General features: G+C 39.2%; 19 protein-coding genes. 14 read left to right on the top strand and 5 right to left on the bottom strand.

The genetic code is table 11. The features are described from left to right. Positions 1-3: 3 nt before the first annotated feature. Positions 4-2,466, bottom strand: a complete 2,463-nt coding sequence (thrA, locus tag HMPREF9444_RS02525) for a bifunctional aspartate kinase/homoserine dehydrogenase I (protein ID WP_009142772.1) — start codon at positions 2,464-2,466, stop codon at positions 4-6. A gap of 428 nt (positions 2,467-2,894) precedes the next feature. Here thrA and tpiA point away from each other — a divergent pair, with 428 nt between their 5' ends. The 5 genes from tpiA to HMPREF9444_RS10470 all read left to right on the top strand — a co-directional run bounded on the left by tpiA (position 2,895) and on the right by HMPREF9444_RS10470 (position 10,599). Beyond that, the gene (gene tpiA, locus HMPREF9444_RS02520) at positions 2,895-3,659 is read left to right on the top strand and encodes a triose-phosphate isomerase (protein WP_009142771.1); all 765 of its coding nucleotides are present in this window, start codon (positions 2,895-2,897) and stop codon (positions 3,657-3,659) included. Positions 3,660-3,703: 44 nt separating this feature from the next. Continuing rightward, complete coding sequence (pfkA, locus tag HMPREF9444_RS02515) at positions 3,704-4,669, top strand: 6-phosphofructokinase (RefSeq protein ID WP_009142770.1); 966 nt, start codon at positions 3,704-3,706, stop codon at positions 4,667-4,669. A 101-nt stretch (positions 4,670-4,770) separates the two neighbouring features. Then, entirely contained in the window at positions 4,771-5,796 is a 1,026-nt protein-coding gene (locus HMPREF9444_RS02510) for a galactose-1-epimerase (protein ID WP_050778977.1), read from the top strand. 528 nt (positions 5,797-6,324) lie between these two features. Further along, complete coding sequence (locus HMPREF9444_RS02505; RefSeq protein WP_009142767.1) at positions 6,325-9,762, top strand: acyl-CoA dehydratase activase-related protein; 3,438 nt, start codon at positions 6,325-6,327, stop codon at positions 9,760-9,762. Positions 9,763-9,783: 21 nt separating this feature from the next. After that, the gene (locus HMPREF9444_RS10470) at positions 9,784-10,599 is read left to right on the top strand and encodes a hypothetical protein (RefSeq protein ID WP_009142766.1); all 816 of its coding nucleotides are present in this window, start codon (positions 9,784-9,786) and stop codon (positions 10,597-10,599) included. 160 nt (positions 10,600-10,759) lie between these two features. Here HMPREF9444_RS10470 and HMPREF9444_RS11195 read toward each other — a convergent pair whose 3' ends face one another. Beyond that, a complete protein-coding gene (locus HMPREF9444_RS11195; RefSeq protein ID WP_009142765.1) occupies positions 10,760-10,915 on the bottom strand; it encodes a PD-(D/E)XK nuclease domain-containing protein in 156 nt (51 codons plus the stop codon). Between the two features lie 319 nt (positions 10,916-11,234). Here HMPREF9444_RS11195 and HMPREF9444_RS02500 point away from each other — a divergent pair, with 319 nt between their 5' ends. The 6 genes from HMPREF9444_RS02500 (at position 11,235) to HMPREF9444_RS02475 (ending at position 16,959) form a co-directional block, all read left to right on the top strand. After that, positions 11,235-11,747, top strand: coding sequence for a TRAP transporter small permease (locus HMPREF9444_RS02500; protein ID WP_009142764.1), 513 nt, complete (start codon positions 11,235-11,237; stop codon positions 11,745-11,747). A gap of 11 nt (positions 11,748-11,758) precedes the next feature. Beyond that, positions 11,759-13,036 (top strand): TRAP transporter large permease, encoded by a 1,278-nt coding sequence (locus tag HMPREF9444_RS02495; RefSeq protein ID WP_040909119.1) that lies wholly within the window; start codon positions 11,759-11,761, stop codon positions 13,034-13,036. Positions 13,037-13,090: 54 nt separating this feature from the next. After that, positions 13,091-14,092: a TRAP transporter substrate-binding protein gene (locus HMPREF9444_RS02490; protein ID WP_009142761.1), complete on the top strand. Its 1,002-nt coding sequence runs from the start codon at positions 13,091-13,093 to the stop codon at positions 14,090-14,092. A gap of 64 nt (positions 14,093-14,156) precedes the next feature. Continuing rightward, entirely contained in the window at positions 14,157-15,251 is a 1,095-nt protein-coding gene (locus HMPREF9444_RS02485) for a Gfo/Idh/MocA family protein (protein WP_009142760.1), read from the top strand. A 42-nt stretch (positions 15,252-15,293) separates the two neighbouring features. Beyond that, the gene (locus HMPREF9444_RS02480) at positions 15,294-16,187 is read left to right on the top strand and encodes a sugar phosphate isomerase/epimerase family protein (protein ID WP_040909118.1); all 894 of its coding nucleotides are present in this window, start codon (positions 15,294-15,296) and stop codon (positions 16,185-16,187) included. Between the two features lie 16 nt (positions 16,188-16,203). After that, entirely contained in the window at positions 16,204-16,959 is a 756-nt protein-coding gene (locus HMPREF9444_RS02475; RefSeq protein ID WP_009142758.1) for a FadR/GntR family transcriptional regulator, read from the top strand. Positions 16,960-17,025: 66 nt separating this feature from the next. On the opposite strand, the gene HMPREF9444_RS02470 is transcribed toward HMPREF9444_RS02475, so the two are convergent. The 3 genes from HMPREF9444_RS02470 to HMPREF9444_RS02465 are packed head-to-tail and all read right to left on the bottom strand — an operon-like array spanning position 17,026 to position 19,875. Further along, a complete protein-coding gene (locus HMPREF9444_RS02470; protein WP_009142757.1) occupies positions 17,026-19,074 on the bottom strand; it encodes an FAD-dependent oxidoreductase in 2,049 nt (682 codons plus the stop codon). Positions 19,075-19,094: 20 nt separating this feature from the next. Beyond that, positions 19,095-19,271, bottom strand: a complete 177-nt coding sequence (locus HMPREF9444_RS11310; RefSeq protein WP_187363639.1) for an SDR family oxidoreductase — start codon at positions 19,269-19,271, stop codon at positions 19,095-19,097. Between the two features lie 34 nt (positions 19,272-19,305). Beyond that, positions 19,306-19,875: an SDR family NAD(P)-dependent oxidoreductase gene (locus HMPREF9444_RS02465; protein WP_009142755.1), complete on the bottom strand. Its 570-nt coding sequence runs from the start codon at positions 19,873-19,875 to the stop codon at positions 19,306-19,308. Between the two features lie 157 nt (positions 19,876-20,032). Between HMPREF9444_RS02465 and HMPREF9444_RS10740 the strand changes: the two genes are divergently transcribed. The 3 genes from HMPREF9444_RS10740 (at position 20,033) to HMPREF9444_RS10455 (ending at position 21,081) form a co-directional block, all read left to right on the top strand. Then, positions 20,033-20,164, top strand: coding sequence for a TetR family transcriptional regulator (locus HMPREF9444_RS10740; RefSeq protein WP_009142754.1), 132 nt, complete (start codon positions 20,033-20,035; stop codon positions 20,162-20,164). 105 nt (positions 20,165-20,269) lie between these two features. Further along, on the top strand, positions 20,270-20,665 hold the full coding sequence (locus tag HMPREF9444_RS10460; protein ID WP_009142753.1) for a hypothetical protein: 396 nt from the start codon (positions 20,270-20,272) through the stop codon (positions 20,663-20,665). 155 nt (positions 20,666-20,820) lie between these two features. Continuing rightward, on the top strand, positions 20,821-21,081 hold the full coding sequence (locus HMPREF9444_RS10455; RefSeq protein ID WP_009142752.1) for a hypothetical protein: 261 nt from the start codon (positions 20,821-20,823) through the stop codon (positions 21,079-21,081). Positions 21,082-21,130 lie beyond the last annotated feature (49 nt).

Below are 21,130 nucleotides of genomic sequence, written 5' to 3'. Positions count from 1 at the left end.
AAATCAACCCTCACGAGTCCAGTTCTGCAAACGCAGAATATCCGAGAACACACCTGCCGCTGTTACTGCCGTACCGGCTCCGTATCCGCGAATAACCAGCGGAATCGGCTGATAATAAGCAGAGGTAAAGGCTAAAGCGTTTTCGCCGCCGCGAACTTTAAATAAAGGATTCTGTGATCCTACAGCCTCAACTTTGCAAGTGCATTTTCCGTTTTTAATGGTTGCAACATAGCGCAGAACTTTACCGTCACGCTTGGCTTCTTTGACGCGCTTTTCAAAAATATCGTCCGCTCCTTTCAAACTTTCAAGAACCTCTTTTGCATTTGATCCCTGCAAAAAGTTTTGCGGTACGACACTTTCTATTTCGACATCGGAAAGCTCTAGATTGCAGCCGCACTCGCGGGCCAAAATAAGCAGTTTTCTACCGACGTCCATACCTTCAAGATCGTCACGGGGGTTGGGCTCGCTGAATCCTTTTTCATAAGCATCCTTAGTAGCTTCAGATAAGGTCATGCCGTCTTCGACCAGTCCGAAAATATAAGATAAGGTTCCTGACATAATGCCGGAAAACTCAATCAGGCTGTCGCCTGCTGCAAGCAGGTTCTGCAGTGTTCCGATCACGGGAAGACCGGCGCCGACATTAGCCTCATATAAGAATTTGCGATGGCAAAGACGAGCCGTATGCCGCAGGCCTTCATAATAATCATAAGTACCGGTATTAGCCTTCTTATTCGGAGTCACGACGTGATAACCTATCTGCATCAACTCTATATAAGATAAGGCAATTCTTTCATCTGAGGTACAATCGACGAAAACAGGATTAACAAGGTGCGAATCCTCAATAAGCGATTTTGCATCAGCAATTGAAAAAGGCCTGCTGTTTGAGGATGTCAGTTCTTCAAGATAGTTATCCAGGTTAATTCCGCTTGCGTTAGTAATAAAATGCTTTGAATTAGCAATGCCGACAACTCTTATTTCAATACCGTGAGCATCCAAAAGCTCCTGACGCTGTTTTTTAACCTGCGAAAGCAAAGCTCCGCCAACTCCGCCTACTCCTACAACCACCAAATCCAAAATCTGGCGGGAATTAAAGAAGTTCATATGGCAAACGGCAACGGCCTCGGCGGCTTTTGCTTCACCGATTACTGCTGAAATTGAACGCTCGGATGAACCTTGCGCTATAGCTCTTACATTGATATTTGCCTGAGCTAATGCCCTGAAAAACTTACCTGAAATACCCCTTAAAGTCTTCATGCCGTCACCGACTACGGAAATTACCGCACATTTGTCGACAATCTCTACCGGATCAAGAAGACCTTCATGAAGCTCAAGAGCAAATTCATCTTCAATTGCGCGTCTTGTGCGCATCACGTCCTGAGTATGAATACAAAAAGAAATCGAGTATTCTGAAGATGACTGGGTAATAAGCACCAAAGATACCTGAGCCTGGGATACTGCAGTGAACAATCTTCCGGCCATGCCCACCATTCCTTTCATTCCCGGGCCCGACACGTTGACCAAAGAAACGTTCTTTAAGTCGGAAATGCCTTTTATCGGCATGGAACGATCGGTTTCTTCCGCAATTAAAGTACCTTCACCCTGAGGATTCATGGTATTTTTGATAAGGCACGGGATATGGAATCTTGCTATCGGAGAAATAGTGCGGGGATGCAGCACTTTAGCACCGAAATAAGAAAGTTCCATCGCCTCTTTATAAGACATTCTTCTTAACAATACCGCATCAGGAACCGCACGCGGATCACAGCTGTATACTCCGTCGACATCAGTCCAAATCTCACAGCATTCGGCATTTGATATTGCAGCAAGACAAGCCGCTGAATAATCAGAGCCGTTTCTGCCTAAAAGAACGAGCTCGCCCTTCTGATTGCCGCCGCAAAATCCCGCCATTAAAGTAATGGCCCCTTCAATCTTCGGCAGCATCTGATATCTTTGACGCGACAAGTCAATATTTACCGAAGACTCCATGATCCCGCCTTCGGTTACAAGCACGGCAACAGGATCGATAATTCTGACCTTATGCCCGCGCACGCGCAAAAGTTCGCCCATAATCGCTATAGAAAAACTCTCGCCGCGGCTTTCGATAAAGGCTTCGACAAGCTCGGGACATTGCCCTAATAATGCAATACCGTGAACTCTTCTATTTATAAGATCTAATGTAGTATTGAACTCATTTAATAAGAAATCTTGATTTAACTCAGGGTATTCTTTCTTTAAGGATGCGATAAGAGGCTCAATAATATTACGGATCGCGGTAAACTCTTCCTGTCCGTCCTTGCCGCTTACAGCACTTTTGACCAAAGAGACCAAAAGGTTAGTAATTTTGGCAGGAGCTGACAATACTAAAGCTGTTTCAGTCTGTTTTGCCGTATTTGCTGCAATGTCCGCAACATTTAAAAAGCGCTCGGCATTCGCTACTGAAGTACCGCCGAACTTAAGAACGCGCATAAATGCTCCTGTTATTTAAACATCAATCACTATTATGTTATGTAAATACACCATTTTTACTGTAGCAAGCCCCTTTGTCAAACGGATTGCACCAAAAAAGACACCTATTTTTAAAAAGAAAGAAATATTTTTCCGTATTCTTTAATTATGCTTTTTTGTTTTCCCGGTAAAATTTGCCACTTTAATCTACTATTTCAGCCAATTAGTTCTTTTCATAAATTTAACACTCATACTTAAAGCTCATAAATATGAGATTAATTTGTGAAAACGTTTACATATATCCTTTTAAAAGATGTAAAATAAACCTAAGTTAAGTTAGGATGAATGCGGAATATTCTCACATCTTGCAAACTTGATTAAGCTTATTGAGATGAGCTAATATCTGCATAACCTTAGTTTTTAATCATTTTTAATGAGGACGATCAATCATGAGAAAACCTCTTGTAATGGGCAACTGGAAACTCAACGGAACTAAAGAATCTGTCACCGCATTGGTAAATGCTCTCAAAGCCCCGGCCGATAAAGCCGCAGCCAAAGTAGATGTTGCCGTTTGCGCTCCGGCCGTATTCATCGGAATGGTTGAAGATCTTGCTTCCGGATCAAAATTACAGTGGGGTTCAGAGGATTGCGACGTCCACACCAAAGGTGCCTTCACCGGTGAAAACTCCCCGACCATGCTTCGTGAATTCGGTTGCACCTATGCAATCGTAGGACACTCCGAGCGTCGTGAATATCATAAAGAGTCAAACGAATGCGTTGCTGCAAAATATAAGGCAGCTCAGGAAAACGTTCTTATTCCGGTGCTTTGCGTCGGCGAATCAGAAGCTGAATTTGATGCCGGCCGCACTATGGACATTGTCCGTGCCGAACTTAAAGCAGTTATCGATTTATGCGGCATCGAATCATTCAAGAACGCAGTTATTGCTTACGAGCCGATTTGGGCAATCGGTACCGGCAAAACCGCTACCCCGGAAATTGCTGAAAAAGTTCACGCTGACATCCGTGCCTATCTTGCATCATTTGATGCCGATGTAGCAGCCGGCGTTCGTATTCTTTACGGCGGTTCATGCAATGCCAAAACCGCTCCCGATCTCTTCAAGCAGCCTGATATCGACGGCGGCTTAGTCGGCGGCGCTTCACTTAAAGCTCCGGATTTTACCGCTATCATCGAAGCTGCTGAAGCTAATGCTTAATTTGCTTAATAGCATTAAGATTAAATAATTAAAGGACACATTAAATGGCAATAAAAAAGATCGGTGTTTTGACTTCCGGCGGCGACTCGCCGGGAATGAATGCGGCAATTCGAGCCGTCGTTCGTACCGGACTTGATTTAGGCTATCAGGTATGCGGCGTAAGAGACGGTTATTTAGGCTTGCATGAAGGAAATATCATTGAGCTCAATCGTACCTCCGTATCTGATATCTTAAATCGCGGCGGCACTTTCCTAGGTACCGCACGTTTTCCTGCATTCAAAATCGAAAGCGTACGCGCCGAATGCATCGAAGTGATGAAAGATCACGGTATTGATGCTTTGGTAGTTATCGGTGGTGACGGTTCTTACATGGGAGCTAAACTCTTGTCCGAGATGGGCTATCCGTGCATCGGACTTCCGGGCACTATCGATAATGATATCGCCGGCACCTATACCACCATCGGTTTTGATACCGCGCTTGATACCGCAGTAAACTGCATCGACCGTCTGCGTGATACCTGCTCTTCACATAAGCGTATTGCTGTTGTTGAAGTTATGGGCCGTCACTGCGGTGACCTTGCCATGTCAGCAGCTATTGCCTGCGGTGTTGAAGCCGTCTTGGTACCTGAAAAACCGTGGGATAAAGAAACTGTTTACCACCAAATCGAAGAAGGTATTGCCGGAGGCAAGCGTCACGCCATCATCGTCGTCTGTGAAAATCAGACCGACGTACATCAAATGGCAAGTGAACTTGAAGCCAGAACCGGTCTTGAAACCCGTGCTACCGTATTAGGTCATATTCAGCGCGGCGGTACCCCGTCTGCTGCTGACCGAGTACTGGCAAGCCGTATGGGGGCTTATGCCGTACAACTTCTGCATCAGGGACAATCAGGCCGCTGCATCGGTATTATGCGCGGAGCTCTAGTTCACTATGATATTATTGAATGCCTCAATACCATGAAGCATCAGTTCAGAAGCGAAATGTACGATTTGGCATACGCTTTAAGATAATAGCAAACTTAAAGAAGGCACCTTGCGGTGCCTTTTGTTTAAGATAATGCTTAAACCGGTAAATCCTTATTCTTCTGCAATTCATTCATAAGGAATTCGACATGTCTCAATATTCTTTAAATCCCATCATTCATACAATTTCAAATCCTGCAGGTATGAAAGTCACCGTAATGGACTGGGGTGCCACCCTTTTATCCATCAAAATCCCCGTTCCCGGTGAAAAAGAGCCGCGCGAAGTATTGCTGGGGGTTAAAGATCCTGAAAAATGGTCTACTCAAAGCTGCTATTTCAATGCCACTATCGGCCGTTACGCAAACCGTATCGCTCACTCTTCTTTTGACGTTAACGGCAAACATTATGTTTTAAGCTCCAATAACAAACATTGCCTGCACGGCGGCATCGACGGCTTTGACAAACGCCGCTTCACCTTTATTGACGTCGGAGAAAACTCTCTTACCCTGCAGCTTCATTCCCCTGACGGAGATATGGGATTCCCCGGCAACTATGATTTGACCGTCACCTATACCTTAAATGATGACAACTCCCTTAGCGTTCATTATTTAGGCAAATGTGACGCCCAATGCCCGTCCTGTATTACCAATCACGCTTATTTCAACCTAAACGGTTACAACAGTTCAATTTTAAACCACACCGTTGAAATCAAGTCTGATAAAATCCTGGTTCTTGATGAAGACTCAATTCCTACAGGAGAAGTCCGCGATATCAAAGGCTCTGCTTTCGACTTCAATACAGCAAAGCAAGTCGGCCTTGATTTTATGAATGACGCACAGATGATACCAAGCCGCGGCTATGATCACCCGTATCTTATCGACGGCGATCTTTCTACTCCTTTTGCCAAGGTAACATCAGATGACGGTAAATTAACCTTAAGCGTATCCAGCGACTATCCGGCCACCCAGTTCTACACCGGAAACTATGTCCACGCAGGCGATCCGATCATCGCCCGCGACGACGGCAAAGAGTATCCCAATCAGGCAGGTTTATGCTTGGAGCCTGAATATTATCCGGATGCACCGCATCTGCCGCAATTTGCAGCTAAAAATCCTTTAGTAGGACCGGATGCGCCTCTTTCTCGCACCATCTGCTATAAATTTACAACCAACTAATTCGACATCTCCGGGATGCCGCTAGCATCCCGGCTTTTTACATTCCGTAAATATATATATAAATCTATCATTGATTATCCAACTTAACAGTCACTTGAAAAAGTGCGTTAATTTAACCGCTATCCTCTCGAAAAATGCTTTTTAAAACGTTCTCGTCTATGCCGTGCCGTTAACGACAGGTTCTGTATCAGACAACAAGTTTTTTCAAAAAATCACAAACAAACAAAAATCTTTACATAAAAATTGTGACAATGCGCAAATATTTCATGAATGCCATTTTTTACATAATTTTTGATTTTTTCTACAAAAATTCAAATTATTAATTATAATTTCATGATTTTTGAAAAAAATTATCTTTGTTTTCCCCAAAACATACTCGTAAACTTTTACTTAATTTCTTCTTTGTGATTTGTGACAATTTTTTAACAAGCAAACAAGAAAAAATTAAAGAATTAAGTTACATTATTCTTTCGAAAAATCTTTTAAAAATTAACCAATAACAATAATTCGGTTTATAAAAATAAAACTATGGCACAGAGCTCTTACTTTTTAGGAATTGATCTTGGTTCGACAACTGTTAAATATGTTCTATTAGATAACAGTAAAAAAGTCCTCGCTAAAGACTATCTCAGACATCAAAGCGCTGTTATTCCGGTATTACAGAATTGTCTTAAATCTTTAAATGACAAATTCAATTTAACCGATGTTTACATCAATCTGACGGGCTCTTCTGCCCTCTACCTTGCTCAACACCTAAAAGTAGCCTTCATTCAGGAAGTTATCGCCGCTACAGCCTTTTTAAAATCATTACCGGAGCCTGCCGATACAGCCGTTGAATTAGGCGGAGAGGACGGAAAAATCATCTTCCTGACAAACGGAGTTGAACTGCGCATGAACGAAGCCTGTGCAGGCGGTACCGGAGCTTTTATCGATCAAATGGCAACCCTGCTTAACACCGATGCTGCAGGAGTTAATGAACTTGCCAAAAAAGCCCAAAAAATTTACCCGATTGCCTCGCGCTGCGGTGTTTTTGCCAAAACCGATCTCGTAGCCTTACTAAATCAAGGCGTAAGCCGTGAAGATATAGCCAAATCCGTATTTGATGCCGTATGTGAACAGGCAATCGGCGGACTTGCCTGCGGTCGTGCCATCAGCGGCAATGTTTGTTTTTTAGGCGGACCGCTTACATTCTTAAGCGAGCTTAAAGAATCTTTTAAAGACAAGCTTAATGACAAAAACACCAAATTTCTTGAAGTTGAAGATTCTCAATACGCCATAGCCAAAGGATCGGCTTTAGCATTAATCAATGAAATAAACGATCCTCTTTTAAAAGAAAAATCGCAGGGCGTTAATCTTGCAGACATCATTAAAGCGTTGGATACGGCTGATTTTAAGACTCAAACCGTTCCTTTCCCTGCACTTTTTAACAATGAAGACGAGATTAAAGCCTTTAAAGAAAGGCACAATAAAGAAAGGATTGAAGAACTGCCATTAAGCGAAGCTTCAGGCGATCTCTTTTTAGGTATTGATTTAGGTTCAACTACCATTAAGTCAGTATTAATCGATGCAAACTGCCGTATGGTTGACAGCTTTTACGCCAACAACCAAGGCGAACCGTTAAAGCGTCTGCTGCCCAAGATTAAAGATCTGTTAAAAAAATTACCGCAGGGAGCCCATATCCGCTCTATCTGCACGACAGGCTACGGTGCCGATTTGGCAAAGGCTGCTTTAAATGCCCAATTTAGCGAAGTAGAAACTCTATCTCATCAGAAAGCCGCTTATGCTTTCGATCCTGAAACCTCTTATGTCATCGACATCGGAGGTCAGGACATGAAATGCATCAAAGTCAAAAACGGCGTTATCAAAGGCATGCAGCTTAACGAAGCATGCTCATCCGGCTGCGGATCTTTTATCGAAACATTTGCCAACCAGCTTAATTTAAAACTTGAAGACTTCGTAAACAAAGCAATATCTTCAAAATCCCCTTGTGATTTGGGAACGCGCTGCACCGTGTTCATGAATTCAAAAGTAAAACAAGCTCAGCGTGACAACGTTAAAATTGAAGATATCGCATCAGGCTTGTGCCTTTCCATTGTTCGCAACGCTTTATATAAGGTTTTACGTATTCACGATCCTTCAGAGCTTGGCGATCATGTTGTAGTACAAGGCGGTACTTTCTTAAATGACGCTATCCTGCGCGCTTTTGAAATGCTCGTCGGCAAGAATGTCATTCGCCCCAATATCGCAGGACTCATGGGTGCATTCGGCGCTGCGCTCTTGGCAAAAGACCGTACTACCGCCGACACCAAAGAACTTAATCTTACCGATGAAGTTTTAAGTCTTGACGGAGTAACCACCAGACAATTCCGCTGCAAGGGGTGCAATAATCATTGCCTCTTGACCATGAATACTTTTAAATCAGGTCAAAAGCTGATTCAAGGCAACCGCTGCGACTTTGCAAAACGCGGCGGCAATAAAGTTAAAGAAAGTGCCTTTATCGATTGGAAGCTTAAAAAACTATTCTCTCGCGAGATTCTCTCCGATGATAAAGCTGTCCGCGGCGTTATCGGAATTCCGCGCGTTCTTAACATCTATGAGCATTATCCGTACTGGCACCGCTTATTTACCGAGCTTAAATTCAAAGTAGAGATATCCCCGGCAAGCAGCAAACAGATAGCTGAACTTGGCAATCTCACGATTCCATCACAAAGCTTATGTTATCCGGCAAAGCTTACCCACGGTCATGTCGTTTACCTTGCCTCTTTGGGCATTAAAAACATCTTCCTGCCCTGCATCCCGCGTGAAGGTAAAGTATTTGAAGAAAGCGTCGACACATATGCCTGCCCGGTAGTTGCAGGCTATCCTGAAGCTTTGCGTCTTAACGTCATCAAGCAATATCCCGGGCTTAAAATATTCACGCCGTTTTTAAATCTCACTAAAGACAGTACGGTATTAAAAGCTGTTTTAGAATGCTTCCCCGATATCCCGCGTCATGAAATCAAGCTGGCAATAAGAAAAGCGCGAGAAACACTTGATGAATATCGCAACGAACTGCGTAAAGAAGGTGAAAAAATATTTTATACGGCTAAAGAAAAAGGGCAAACCCTGATTGTTCTTGCCGGTCGTCCTTATCATATCGATCCGCATATCAACCACGGCATTCCCGCTTTAATTGATTCCATGGGAGCTGCCATCGTTACTGAAGATGCAATCTGCCATTTGGCAGCGCATAAAGTAAAACTTGACGTCATCAATCAGTGGGCTTTCCACTCAAGACTTTATCGTGCGGCTCAAGTAGTAATTGAAAATCCGCATGCAGAGCTTGTACAGCTTGTAAGTTTCGGCTGCGGTATTGACGCTATTACTTCAGAGCAAATCAAAAAACAGCTGGAAAAGAATGATCGCATCTACACGATGCTTAAAATTGATGAAGGCGATACTTTAGGCGCCGCCAAGATCCGCCTTAAATCTCTTTTGTGTGCCGTAGGTAATGCTCCTGAAGAGCCGGAAATTGAAGAAGACAACGAGCCGTCACTACAAAACTTCAATTTCATGAATAATAATCTGCCGTTCCCGAGAACTCTCTATGTTCCGCAAATGGCCCCTATTCATTTCCCGATATTAACTGAAGCTCTGGCTTCTTTAGGCTATCGCGTCAAGCTTTTGCCTGAAGTTTCGGATAAAGCGATTGAGCTGGGTCTTAAGTACGTTAACAATGATGCCTGTTATCCGGCTATCGTCGTTATCGGCCAATTAATTGAATCTTTAGTCTCGGGAAAACTCGACAGCAGAAGTACTGCTTTCTTATTGTCACAAACCTGCGGACCGTGCCGTGCCACCAATTATCCAGCGTTGCTTAAATGGGCTCTTGACGATCTGGGCTACAACAACGTTCCAATCGTCACGCTATCAAGCTCCAATATAGATTCTGACGCCTTACGCTTAAAGCTCGGTCTTAAAGGATAAAGCAAACTGCTGCGTGCCGTATTGTACGGAGATCTTATCCAAAAACTGTACTTCTACTGCAAAACCTATGAGATCAATAAAGGCGACAGTGATGCCGCGCTAAAGAGCTGCACTCAAGACTGTCTTTTGGCCATAAAGAGCAAGAAAAAGCACGTCTTCACCAAGACGGTACGTGCTATTATCAAACGCTTTACTTCAATTAAACTGCGCGATGAAAAGCGTCCGCGAGTCGGTATTGTCGGTGAAATTCTGCTTAAATACCACCCCAAGGCAAACCTTGATTTAATGCAGAAAATTATCGATGAAGGTGCCGAGCCGGTATTAGGAGATATCTCAAGCTTCGTACTTTATTGCTTTAACGACAGCATCTACCAGGCCCGCCATCTTAAGGGGTCGCGCGTTAAGGCCCTGGGCTCCTGGATCATCTCCTCGCGCTTTAATCGTATGCGCAATATCATTATGAAAGCACTAAGTGACTCTCATTTTGAGAACCTAACGCCATTTAATGAATATAAGCAGGCTATAGAAGGTCTTGTCAGCATCGGTCAGCAAGCCGGTGAAGGATGGCTTTTAACTGCAGAAATGGTTGACTTTATTGAACACGGCATCAATAACGTTCTCTGCGTACAGCCTTTTGCCTGTCTGCCCAACCACGTAACCGGCAAAGGCGTAATGCGCGCTGTGCGTGATAAATACGCTACTGCCAATCTTTGCAGTATCGACTTTGAGGCCGGAACCGCCCAGTCAAACGTTTCTAACCGCTTAAAACTTTTCTTAACTCAAGCAAAAGAGATAGAAGCGGTAAATAAAGAAACCATTAATTTTAAAAACGTTTAATTCTCTTTAATGCCTTGCCGAAATAATCTTCGGCAAGGTAGTTTTTTCACCGATTAAACTGCTTCTACTGCAGCAACCTCTCTAAACGCAGTGTTTGTTTTACTCTTATTTTCATTAATGATGATCACTACAGGAGCCGCCACTTTTTTATCGAAAATCATTAAAGAATACTTTTTTTCCTTATTTGAGCTTTAGCTTCATCAATTTTACTTTGAACTTTATTTACCTTTCTTATAACTTTAAACTCACAGATATAAAGATTTTTATCATCTTCAAAACATAGATCACTGCGACCTAATGCCGTTTGATATTCCATATAAGTAATTTAGTCAAATCAACCATGATTTACCCTATGAAAGATCTTAATATTTAATCTTTCTTCTTAAATTAATTCAATGCTTTAAATTATTCTACCCGTTTTTAATTCTCTTTGCCTCTAATAGCGCAAAGCTTATTTATATTAAAACACACGTAAAATCAATAGATTACATTTATATCTAGAATTAATACATTTTCAACTTCTTTCTTTGCCTAAAGGCGAAAATATTAAATCGTGAAATACCTCACAGTTGAAAATAAAATCTTACACCATACTTACACATATGACGTCAGACGTCAGCTGTCGAGGATTGAATATGAAAATTCTTAAACTTATCGATGAATATCTTGAAATGTCGATCTGCGTAGTTTTGATGATTGCTATTGCAGTAATTCTGGGACTTCAAGTGTTTATGCGTTATGTAATGCAGGATTCATTATCTTGGTCAGAAGAATTATCAAGATATATGTTTATTTGGCTTATCTATGTAGGTATTTCATATGGCGCCAAAATCATGCGACATATAAAAATTGACGCCAGTTTATATATGTTTCCTAAAGCATGGCGAGCTAAAGTTGTAATCATAGGTGATTGTTTATTCTTAATTTTTTGCATTATTGTCATTTACTATTCAATTACTTTAGTGCAACGCCAATTATTACTTGATCAAACATCACCAGCTATCGGCATGCCGATGTGGATTGTTTATGCCGCTCCTGGTGTTGGATTTGCATTAACTGCATTCAGAGAAATTCAAACCATCATTTTTAGAATAAAACAAATAAAAGATAACAAAAATTACGATCCTTCTGAAGAGCTTAATATTTAAGGAGCGACATCATGACCGTAACAATATTGTTTGCCTCATTGGCGTTACTGCTGATTTTAAACGTTCCTGTAGGTATTGCTTTAGGCTTTTCAGCTATGATGGCAATTATAGCAAGCAGTACCTCTTTAACTTTAATTTCACTTATTCAATCACTAGTTACATCCTGTGACTCTTTCCCTATACTTGCTATACCAATGTTCATCCTTGCTGGCGATTTAATGAGCGCTGGCGGTGTATCCTCAAGAATTTTAAATGTTTGTAATGTATTCTTCGGAAGAGTCACCGGCGGACTTGCCATCGTAACCGTACTCGTTTGCATGTTCTTTGCTGCAGTTTCAGGTTCGGGGCCTGCTACAGTTGCTGCTGTAGGTACTATGGTAATTCCAACCATGTTACGTCAAGGTTATAGCAAACAATTCGTATTAGCGCTGGTAGCAACAGCCGGCTCCATCGGAGTAATTATTCCACCATCCATTCCAATGGTAATTTTCGGCGTTGCAACAGAAACTTCTGTTACCCAATTATTTATGGGCGGATTTATTCCCGGCATTATGATTGGTTTAACTCTTATTGCCTATTGCTATTATCATTGCAAAAAACGCAACATCGGCGGCAATGGAGAAAAACCAACTAAAAAACAGGCTCTACATGCTATTTATGACGCCAAATGGGCTCTTATTAACCCAATCATTATCTTAGGCGGTATTTATGCAGGTATTTTTACTCCGACAGAAGCTGCATCCGTTGCCGCAATTTATGCTTTTGTATGCGGATTTTTCTTCCATAGAGAATTAAGCATAATTAAATTCTTAAAAGCAGTTGCCACCTCTTGCTCTACGACCGCAACCACAATGGTAATCTTAGGCTGCGCTTCAGCTTTTACAAAAATCATCATGGTAGAGCAGATCCCGGCTCTTATCACCAACGGATTCTTAAGCTTAACTTCAAACGGCGTCGTCCTTCTAATATTAATCAACATATTGCTTCTCATTGTCGGCTGCTTTATGGACACAACCCCGGCAATTTTAGTATTAGCCCCGATACTTATGCCTATTGCTAAAACTATTGGTCTTGACCCTGTTCATTTCGGTCTAATCATGGTTGTTAACTTAGCTATAGGCTTTACAACCCCGCCGCTTGGCATCAATTTATTCGTTGCTTCAAGAATATCAAATTCACCTATGGAGGTAATTTTAAAAGGTATAGTTCCTTTCTTAATCATCATGATTATTAACTTGCTGATAATTTCCTTTATACCGCAAGTCGTGATGTTCTTGCCGAATCTGTAAGGTAGAACATTAAATTTGCAACACGATTTTTTAATTAAACATTAGGAGTTAATTATGAAAAAATTTAATCTTACAGTCTTATGCGCAGCTATTGCATCAGTAACCTTATGGTGCTCAGCTCCGGCAAATGCCGAAGATAAAGTAGTGCTTCAATTTGCAAACGTTGCCAATCAATCAGGTAAAGAAGCCGGAGCTTTACTTAAAAAGCTTGTAGTTGAAAAAACCGGCGGCACTTTGGATATTAACTTATACAACGACAACTCTTACGGTGACGATCGTGTAGCAACTGAATCGGTTATCTTAGGCGAAATTGATATGGTCAACACTCCGACATCTCCGATTGCCAATATGATGCCTAATTTATATCTATATGATGCACCATTTCTTTTTGATGATTCAGATCAGGCTTTCAAATGGTTTGATAGTGAAACCGGACAGAAAGTTAACAGCGTAGTACAAACAAAAGGACTTAAACTTTTAGCGGTATGGCAAAACGGTTTCCGTCATTACACCAACAATAAAGTAGCGGTAAAACTTCCTAAAGATATTGCCAATCAAAAACTCAGAACCATGGAAAATGAGATACAGCTTGCCATGTGGAAAAACTGGGGAGCAAACCCCACACCAATGGCGTTTACCGAAGTTTTATCAGCACTGCAGCAAGGAACAATTGACGCTCAGGAAAATCCTTTAGCGTTGATTGACTCTAATCATTTTTATGAGGCTCAAAAATATATTTCACTAACAGGTCACGTTTACGGTCCTCATTTTGTGATGATAAATCAAGAAAAATTTGACAGTTTATCTGAAGATCATCAAAAGGCACTGCTTGAAGCTATAGTTGAGGCCACAAAACTCCAGCGTAGCCGTGCAGTTGAAATCGATAATGAACTTATCACTAAGTTCCGTAATTTAGGCAATGAAGTTATTGAACTTACTCCTGATGAAAAGGCTGTATGGAGACAACAAGCCATTGACGGAAAAGTATACGATTTAGTAAAAGAAAAAATGGACAATCCAGAAATTTTGGACACTGTTCTACAACGTAAATACTAAAAAATATGGTCGGAACATGATACGTTCCGACCAAAATTAACATCTAGCAGTTAGGGTTTTACTTATGAAAACAATCAGAATCGGTATTATAGGATGCGGCAAAGTTGCACACTTTCATGCTAAAGCAATCAATAATCTCACTAACTGCAAGTTAGTTGCCGCAAGTAATCACTCAAAACCAAAACTGGAAAAATTTTGCAATGATTACCAAATTAACGGCTATTTAACTCCTGAAGAAATGATAGAAAAAGAACGCCTAGACGCCGTTACTATTTGTACACCTCATCCGAGCCATGCAGAAATTGCCGTAAAATGTGCCAATCTTCATTGCCATGTGTTAGTAGAAAAACCTCTTGCAACCAGTGTCGCAGAATGTGACGCAATGATAAAAGCAGCAAAAGATAATAATGTGCTCCTAGGAACTTTAGTCCAAAGACGTAATTACTTACCATGTCTGCGTATTAAAGAAATCATAAATGCCGGAAAAATAGGCAAACCGATTCTTGCCCAAGTAACAATGCTAGGCTGGCGCTCTGAAGATTATTATAAAAGTGACCCATGGCGTGGAACATGGAAGGGAGAAGGAGGAGGAGTTCTTGTAACCCAAGCCTCACATCAAATTGATTTATTAAATTGGTATATGGGAGAAATAGAATCAATATACGGTTTAAGCGCTAATTTCAACCATCCGTATATTGAAGTTGAAGACAGTGCAGTTGCAGTCATCAAGTATAAAAATGGCGGTCTTGCCACTTTACTTGCAAGCAACAGCCAAAATCCTGCACTGTACGGTAAAGTACATGTATTCGGCAGTAACGGTTCTGCTATCGGCGTACAAACTGACGGCGGTCAAATGTTTATTGCCGGTGTATCTGAAATTGAAGAGCCTCCTGTTACTGATACTTGGCAAATTGCAGGAGACAACAGAAAACTTGAAGATCTTGTTAAAGAGGATAGTGATTTTTTCAACAGCGTTGACAGTATGACCTACTTCCATCAACGTCATATTGAAAATTTCGTCAATGCTATTTTAGGGATCGAACCTTTATGCGCAGACGGTCAAGCAGGACGCGCCACAGTAGAGGTATGCGAAGCGGTTTATACCATAACAAAAAATCCTGACTTAGTGTGGCACAGTAAAGAGCATATTTCATACTAAAAATGTATCCAAGCTAATAAGGTCAAATAAAAGGTGGAAATTATGTCTATGTATTGTTATAACGAAGCATGCACCAAAGATTTTCTTGATTTAGAAAAGGATGTTACATTAGCCAAACATGCCGGATTTGACCTTATTGAGTTGCGCTTTGACTGTATTAATAAATATCTTGAAAATCATTCAATATCAGATCTTAAGAGCTTACTTGACGACACAAAAATAAAACCCAGTGCATTAAATGCACTGTACATTTATCCGGAATTTTTAAGTCAAAAAGATATTAAAGAAAAACGAGATACTAATATAAGAATATTAAATCTAATTGACGATCTCTATCATACTGTAAATATTAACAAATGTATTGTAGTTGCACCTCTTCTTGATGACGACAGCCAATGCAAAATTTATGATCATGAGAAAATCAAATCAAACTGTGTTCGCATCTTAAAATATTTAGCCCAAACAATGCCTTATATTAAATGGATTTTTGAGCCTGTAGGACTGTCAAGAAGTCTGGTGCAAGACGCAGACTTTGCCTGTGAAATAATCAATGAAGTAAATAACGGTAATGTAGGCTTAGTTCTTGATTCATATAACCTTTATTTAAAAGAAAGATCTGATTGTTACTCATTTGAAAAAATCAATGCCAAACAAATTTTTGCTATTCATTTAATGAACGGTAAAAAAGTATCAAACACTGAAAAAATTACTGACCAAAGATACCGTACATTTTGTACGGACGGAGATGCCATCAATCTGTTTAACTTTTTAAATGCACTAAAAACAATTAATTATAAAGGGATGATTTCAACTGAAGTATTTAATCCAAAATATCCAAAAATCTTTACACAGAAGCAAATCATAAACCGTGCTTTTGAAGAGCTCTCAAGCACTTTAATTAATTATGATAAAATTAATCACTATTCGTTTTTTTGATTTGTAATTTAATCATATGACAGATACCTTTTCTTCTGAAAATTTATCATTACAGCTTACGAATACCTTACCTGATTCGTTGCGTTCTTATAACTTAAAATCAAAGGCAGAATTAGCTTCAGAAACTATCATAAAATTAATTCAAAACGGATCCTTTAAAAAAGAAACAATATTACCTTCTGAGATGGAGTTGGCAAAATTACTCGGCGTAGGAAGAAGTACTGTAAGAGAAGCTGTAAAACAGCTGGTAAGTCAAAATATTCTTGAAATAAAAAGGGGACTTGGGACTTTTGTAGCTAAGAATCCCGGTGTTTTACCTGATCCTTTCGGCTTTAGATTTTATAAAGACAAATTAAAGCTAGGCCTTGATTTATGTGAAATACGTCTGCTTATAGAACCAAGCTTAGCACGAAATGCTGCAGAACACGCCACACCTGAGCAAATTCAAATTATTTGCGCTGCCCATGAAAAAATTAAATCTCTAATCCATGCCGGCATAAATCATGAAGCTGCAGACGTTGCTTTTCATTCAAGTATCGCAAATTGTTCTACAAACGCCATTATGCCAAATTTAATGGATATTATTTATGCAGCAATTAATTATATAATTAATTTAAATAATCGTACTCTTCTTGAAGAAGCAATCCAGACGCATCAAATGGTAGTGGACGCTATCTTAAATAAAGACGGAGAAGCTGCCAGTAAAGCAATGGAGCTGCATATTAATCAAATAAAAGATGATGTAATTAATCGTATAAAAACAAATAAGTAAGCTACAGTATTAAAAATTTCTTACAAATGTTGCAGTTTTTTGGCTGCAGCATTTGTATAAGGTATTTTAATTAAAAATATCTCCATTTAAAAAATCAGGCCAATTTTTCTCAAAGAAGATATCATCCAAATTCGGAAAGTCTTTTACTTTTCTTTCTCTGATCAAGGTATTACTGCCATCATATTTAACAACAATAATTTCATTACGTTTAACAATATTTTCAGGAACAATTCTAAAATCTGACAGATCTTCATTAGAAGCCTGTGGAATAGAAGATGCACTTTCTGAGCATATCACTCTTGCACCACGGCTTCCTCCTCCATTGCTTATATAAAAAATAAGTGATTCAATAATCGCTTTTGCTTCAATTAATAAATTTTTCCATTCAAAAATAGAAAACAACTGTGAATTGTGTTTAACGGTAATTCCGTCTTTATAAACAGACTCAATTAACTGATCTATAGTCTTTAATGCTTCTTGCAAGCCTTTTATGTTACATATAAAAGCTACTTTTTCACTCATTATTGTTTGGACTTTTTGTCTTAAGTCTTGTAAAGATATACCTTTATTATTAAAACTTTTACCGGCAAAATCTAAAATTTCCTTAATTTTCTTCAAATCAATCGAATCTTCATCGACGTGTGAATTTTGATTCTCTATAAACTGAGCGCTTCGTATCGCAAATACCTGACCGGAATTAAGTGCAGAGCCTCCCGGTCTTGTAACCCCATGAGTTCCTGCACTTTCACCTATTGCAAAACATCCTTTAAGCTCGCTTTCTCCCCAAATATTAACTCTAATGCCTCCATTAAAATGTTGATGATTTACTCCTACTTTTAAAGGATTCTTTGCTAAATAGATCCCGTTTACTCTATATAATTCAACAGATAAAGGATTCATTTTATTTAATCGGTCAATCGGCAAATCTAATAACGCTTCAGCATTCTTTAAGTATGCATATACATCTTCGTCCAGCTCATTTAAAGAAAATGGTTTGCCATCATTACCTATATCAGGATTATGTAAAAAATCTAAGAACACCTCCCTTCCCTTTTGTATTTCACGGAAAATTGCCAAATCGATAAGACTTGATCCGAAATTTAGCATTTTTTGGGCGTGCACAGGCCATTGATAGCCTTTTCTAAAAATATTTGAAGCAATTTCTTTTGTAGAACGATAATAATTTTTCAAAAAATTATAAACATTACCATCTCTGTCCTGTGAAAAAATTCGCGGCATCGCTTGCATATAGGTTCCTGACAAATTCCAGGCAAAGGTACTTTTATCAGTGCTGATACCAAATTGTTGCTCTTGAATATTATTAACAGAAATACCTGCCTCTAGGGCCAAACCTACAGTACCAACGCACCCGTAGGGATAAGCACTATGCTTATAAAGTTCCCCTGCTCCTCCTCCGGCTAAAATAACATTACAGCATTTAAAAATTACAATGCCTAACTTATTGTTATCATTTATAAATTTTTTAGATATACCAATGAGTCCATCTACACGTTCTTCATAACTTTTTTTAAGAATTTTTATAATCGTACAATCATCTAAAAGATTGATTCCAAGACGCATCGCTTCGTTAGATAATGCCTTTACCATTAATCTAGAAGTTCTAGGTCCACAACTTGTAGCACGCCCCGCCTCATCATGATCCGTTTTATAGCGCAAAACTGCCCCAAATTTATCTTCAGGAAGAGGTAAACCATATAATCTTAACCCGTCCATAGCAAGAAAAGACCCTGCCGCTTCTACATAGGCAAGATCTCCATCCATTGCACCACCAGCCGCGATTGCTTTTGCTACCGCGTAAACATTATCTCCATTCTTACCTGTTGACGCAGTAAATAACGTTTGTTTATCTGATCCTGAGCAAGCAGACGTACCTGCGTACAGCATTGATGTCACTACAATAACATCAACATTTCTACGCTTTAATTCTACTGCAGCTCTTAACCCGGCAGCTCCGCTCCCTACAATCACAGAATTAACTGTATATAAAGGAAAAGAACTATTGTCACAATCAATAAAACTTGTAACAGATGGTTCATTAAATTTATTCTCAAGATTAACATTAGTCAGTTTATCCAGGATATTTGATGACAACATCTTCTTTTCCCTCAACTAGATTAAAAGCTATGAAAATGCAGACCACCATCTACATCAAAGATTTGACCTACTGTATAAGGCATAGGATTAAGTGCCAACATTGAAGCAACTTGAGCAACATCATCAGGTTCGCCCCAACGTCCCTCAGGAACTAAACCATCGGCAATAAAAGCGTCATATTTATCTTTAACAGGCAAAGTCATATCCGTCTTGATAATTCCTGGTCTTATTTCAAATAACTTTAACTTTTGTATCTGCAAGGCGCAAAGCAAGCAATTGTGTTGCCATAGAGGCAGCAACTTTGGAAACACAATACTCTGCTCTATCTGGAGATAAAATCTTTGCAGAACAAGATGTTATATTTATAATAGTTTTATTTATACCAGTACTTAAATCATCATCAAGCATTAGTGATGCAACTTTTTGTGATAAAAAGAAAAGTCCCTTAGCATTTAAATTTAGACAATGATCCCAAGAGTCCTCTGTAAGATGCAATAAATCACCGCGCCTTTTTGCCCCTGTTCCGGCATTATTTATCAAACAGTCAATTGTTTCGAAATTTTTTAAGACAGTTTGTATAATATTTTCATGCTCGGCAATTACCGAAATATCCCCTTGTGCAATTACACATTTTGCACCTAGCTTATGAATTTCCTCTTTTGCAAGCAATAAATCATGATTATCCGATTGCGAATTTCTACTATTAATCACAATATCAAACCCTGATTTTGCCAGCTGACAAGCACATGCAAAACCAATACCTCTTGAAGAACCTGTTATTAAAGCTACGGGCTTGCGCATGCTCACCTCATAAAAAGCAAATTAACTATATAGTTAATTAAATAATAAAAATAACAACACTTGATTGATCGATATCACAATTAATTACAAAATTTTTATAGAAAAAATAAATTTCCTTTTATATTAAATACAAGAAATAACTTTAAAAATATAAGAAATGAAACGAAAAAAAGACCCGATATTATCGCAACACAAAATTCTCTTAGCTGCCAAAAAAGAGTTCGTCAAATACGGATTTGACGGAGCTCGCATGGATCGCATTGCGGACAAAGCCAAAGTTAACAAGTAGCTTATTTATTACTATTTTAAAAGTAAAGATTTATTATTTACAGAAGTTCTAAAAGAGTCTTATCGTCAATTACGCACTGAAGAAGAAAAAATTAATATTGATAATATGACTGCTTATGACGCAATGCTTAACTTAGTATCTGTAAATTGGAATTATTACATTAAGCATCCCGAGTTAATTTTTTTATTGTCAAGCGAAAATCTAATGCGTGCCCGTCATGTCAAAGATCATTTAACAACTTTTTTAGACATAAATAAAAATTGGGAAGTCCTAACCAAAGAAATCATTGAAAAAGGCAAGAAAGACAAAACTATTCGTGAAGATTTAGATCCAATGCAAATAAACATATCTATTGCCGCACTGGTAATTTTCTACATTACAAACAGTTCAACACTTTCATTACTTTACCAGACAGATCTTACATCTGAAGAAGAAAAAACAAATAGACTTCAATCCATAATGGATACTATCGGCTCATGGATAACAAACGAAAATCTATAAATAACCATTTAATATAAAAGAGCTTTTTGCCATAACAAAACAAAAACAAGGAAAAGAATAATTTGCACATTTTTAACTATCTGGTTAATTATGAGATGTTCTTCACATACCTGCATTAAGTTTTGGAATAAATTAAAAATAAATGGAGATACGGCATGAGAGACTTAATTTCCTCCCCACAATTAATCAGTATTAACAGTGCAACAATAAACCACTGCGTCAAACCATCATGCCTAATTGAAGAATGCAGTAAATTTCATATAGGTGCTATCGGGCCTTGGGTTCATGAGTTTCCAGATGAAAAATCAATTAGAGATACTGTAAAAGCGTTAAATAATACCGGATTAAAAATTTCCTGCCTAAGTCGCAGCGGTTATATGTCAGCAGAAGGTAATGAAAGTAAAAAAAAAATCTAGAAAATAATTTTAGATATCTCGATCTTGCTGCAAAACTAGGAGCTCCGTG

The organism is Succinatimonas hippei YIT 12066 (genome assembly GCF_000188195.1).
In the GTDB taxonomy this organism is placed as follows: domain Bacteria; phylum Pseudomonadota; class Gammaproteobacteria; order Enterobacterales; family Succinivibrionaceae; genus Succinatimonas; species Succinatimonas hippei.
Note: the sequence above shows the minus strand (reverse complement) of the source record. Positions and strands in the feature narration are given on the sequence as shown.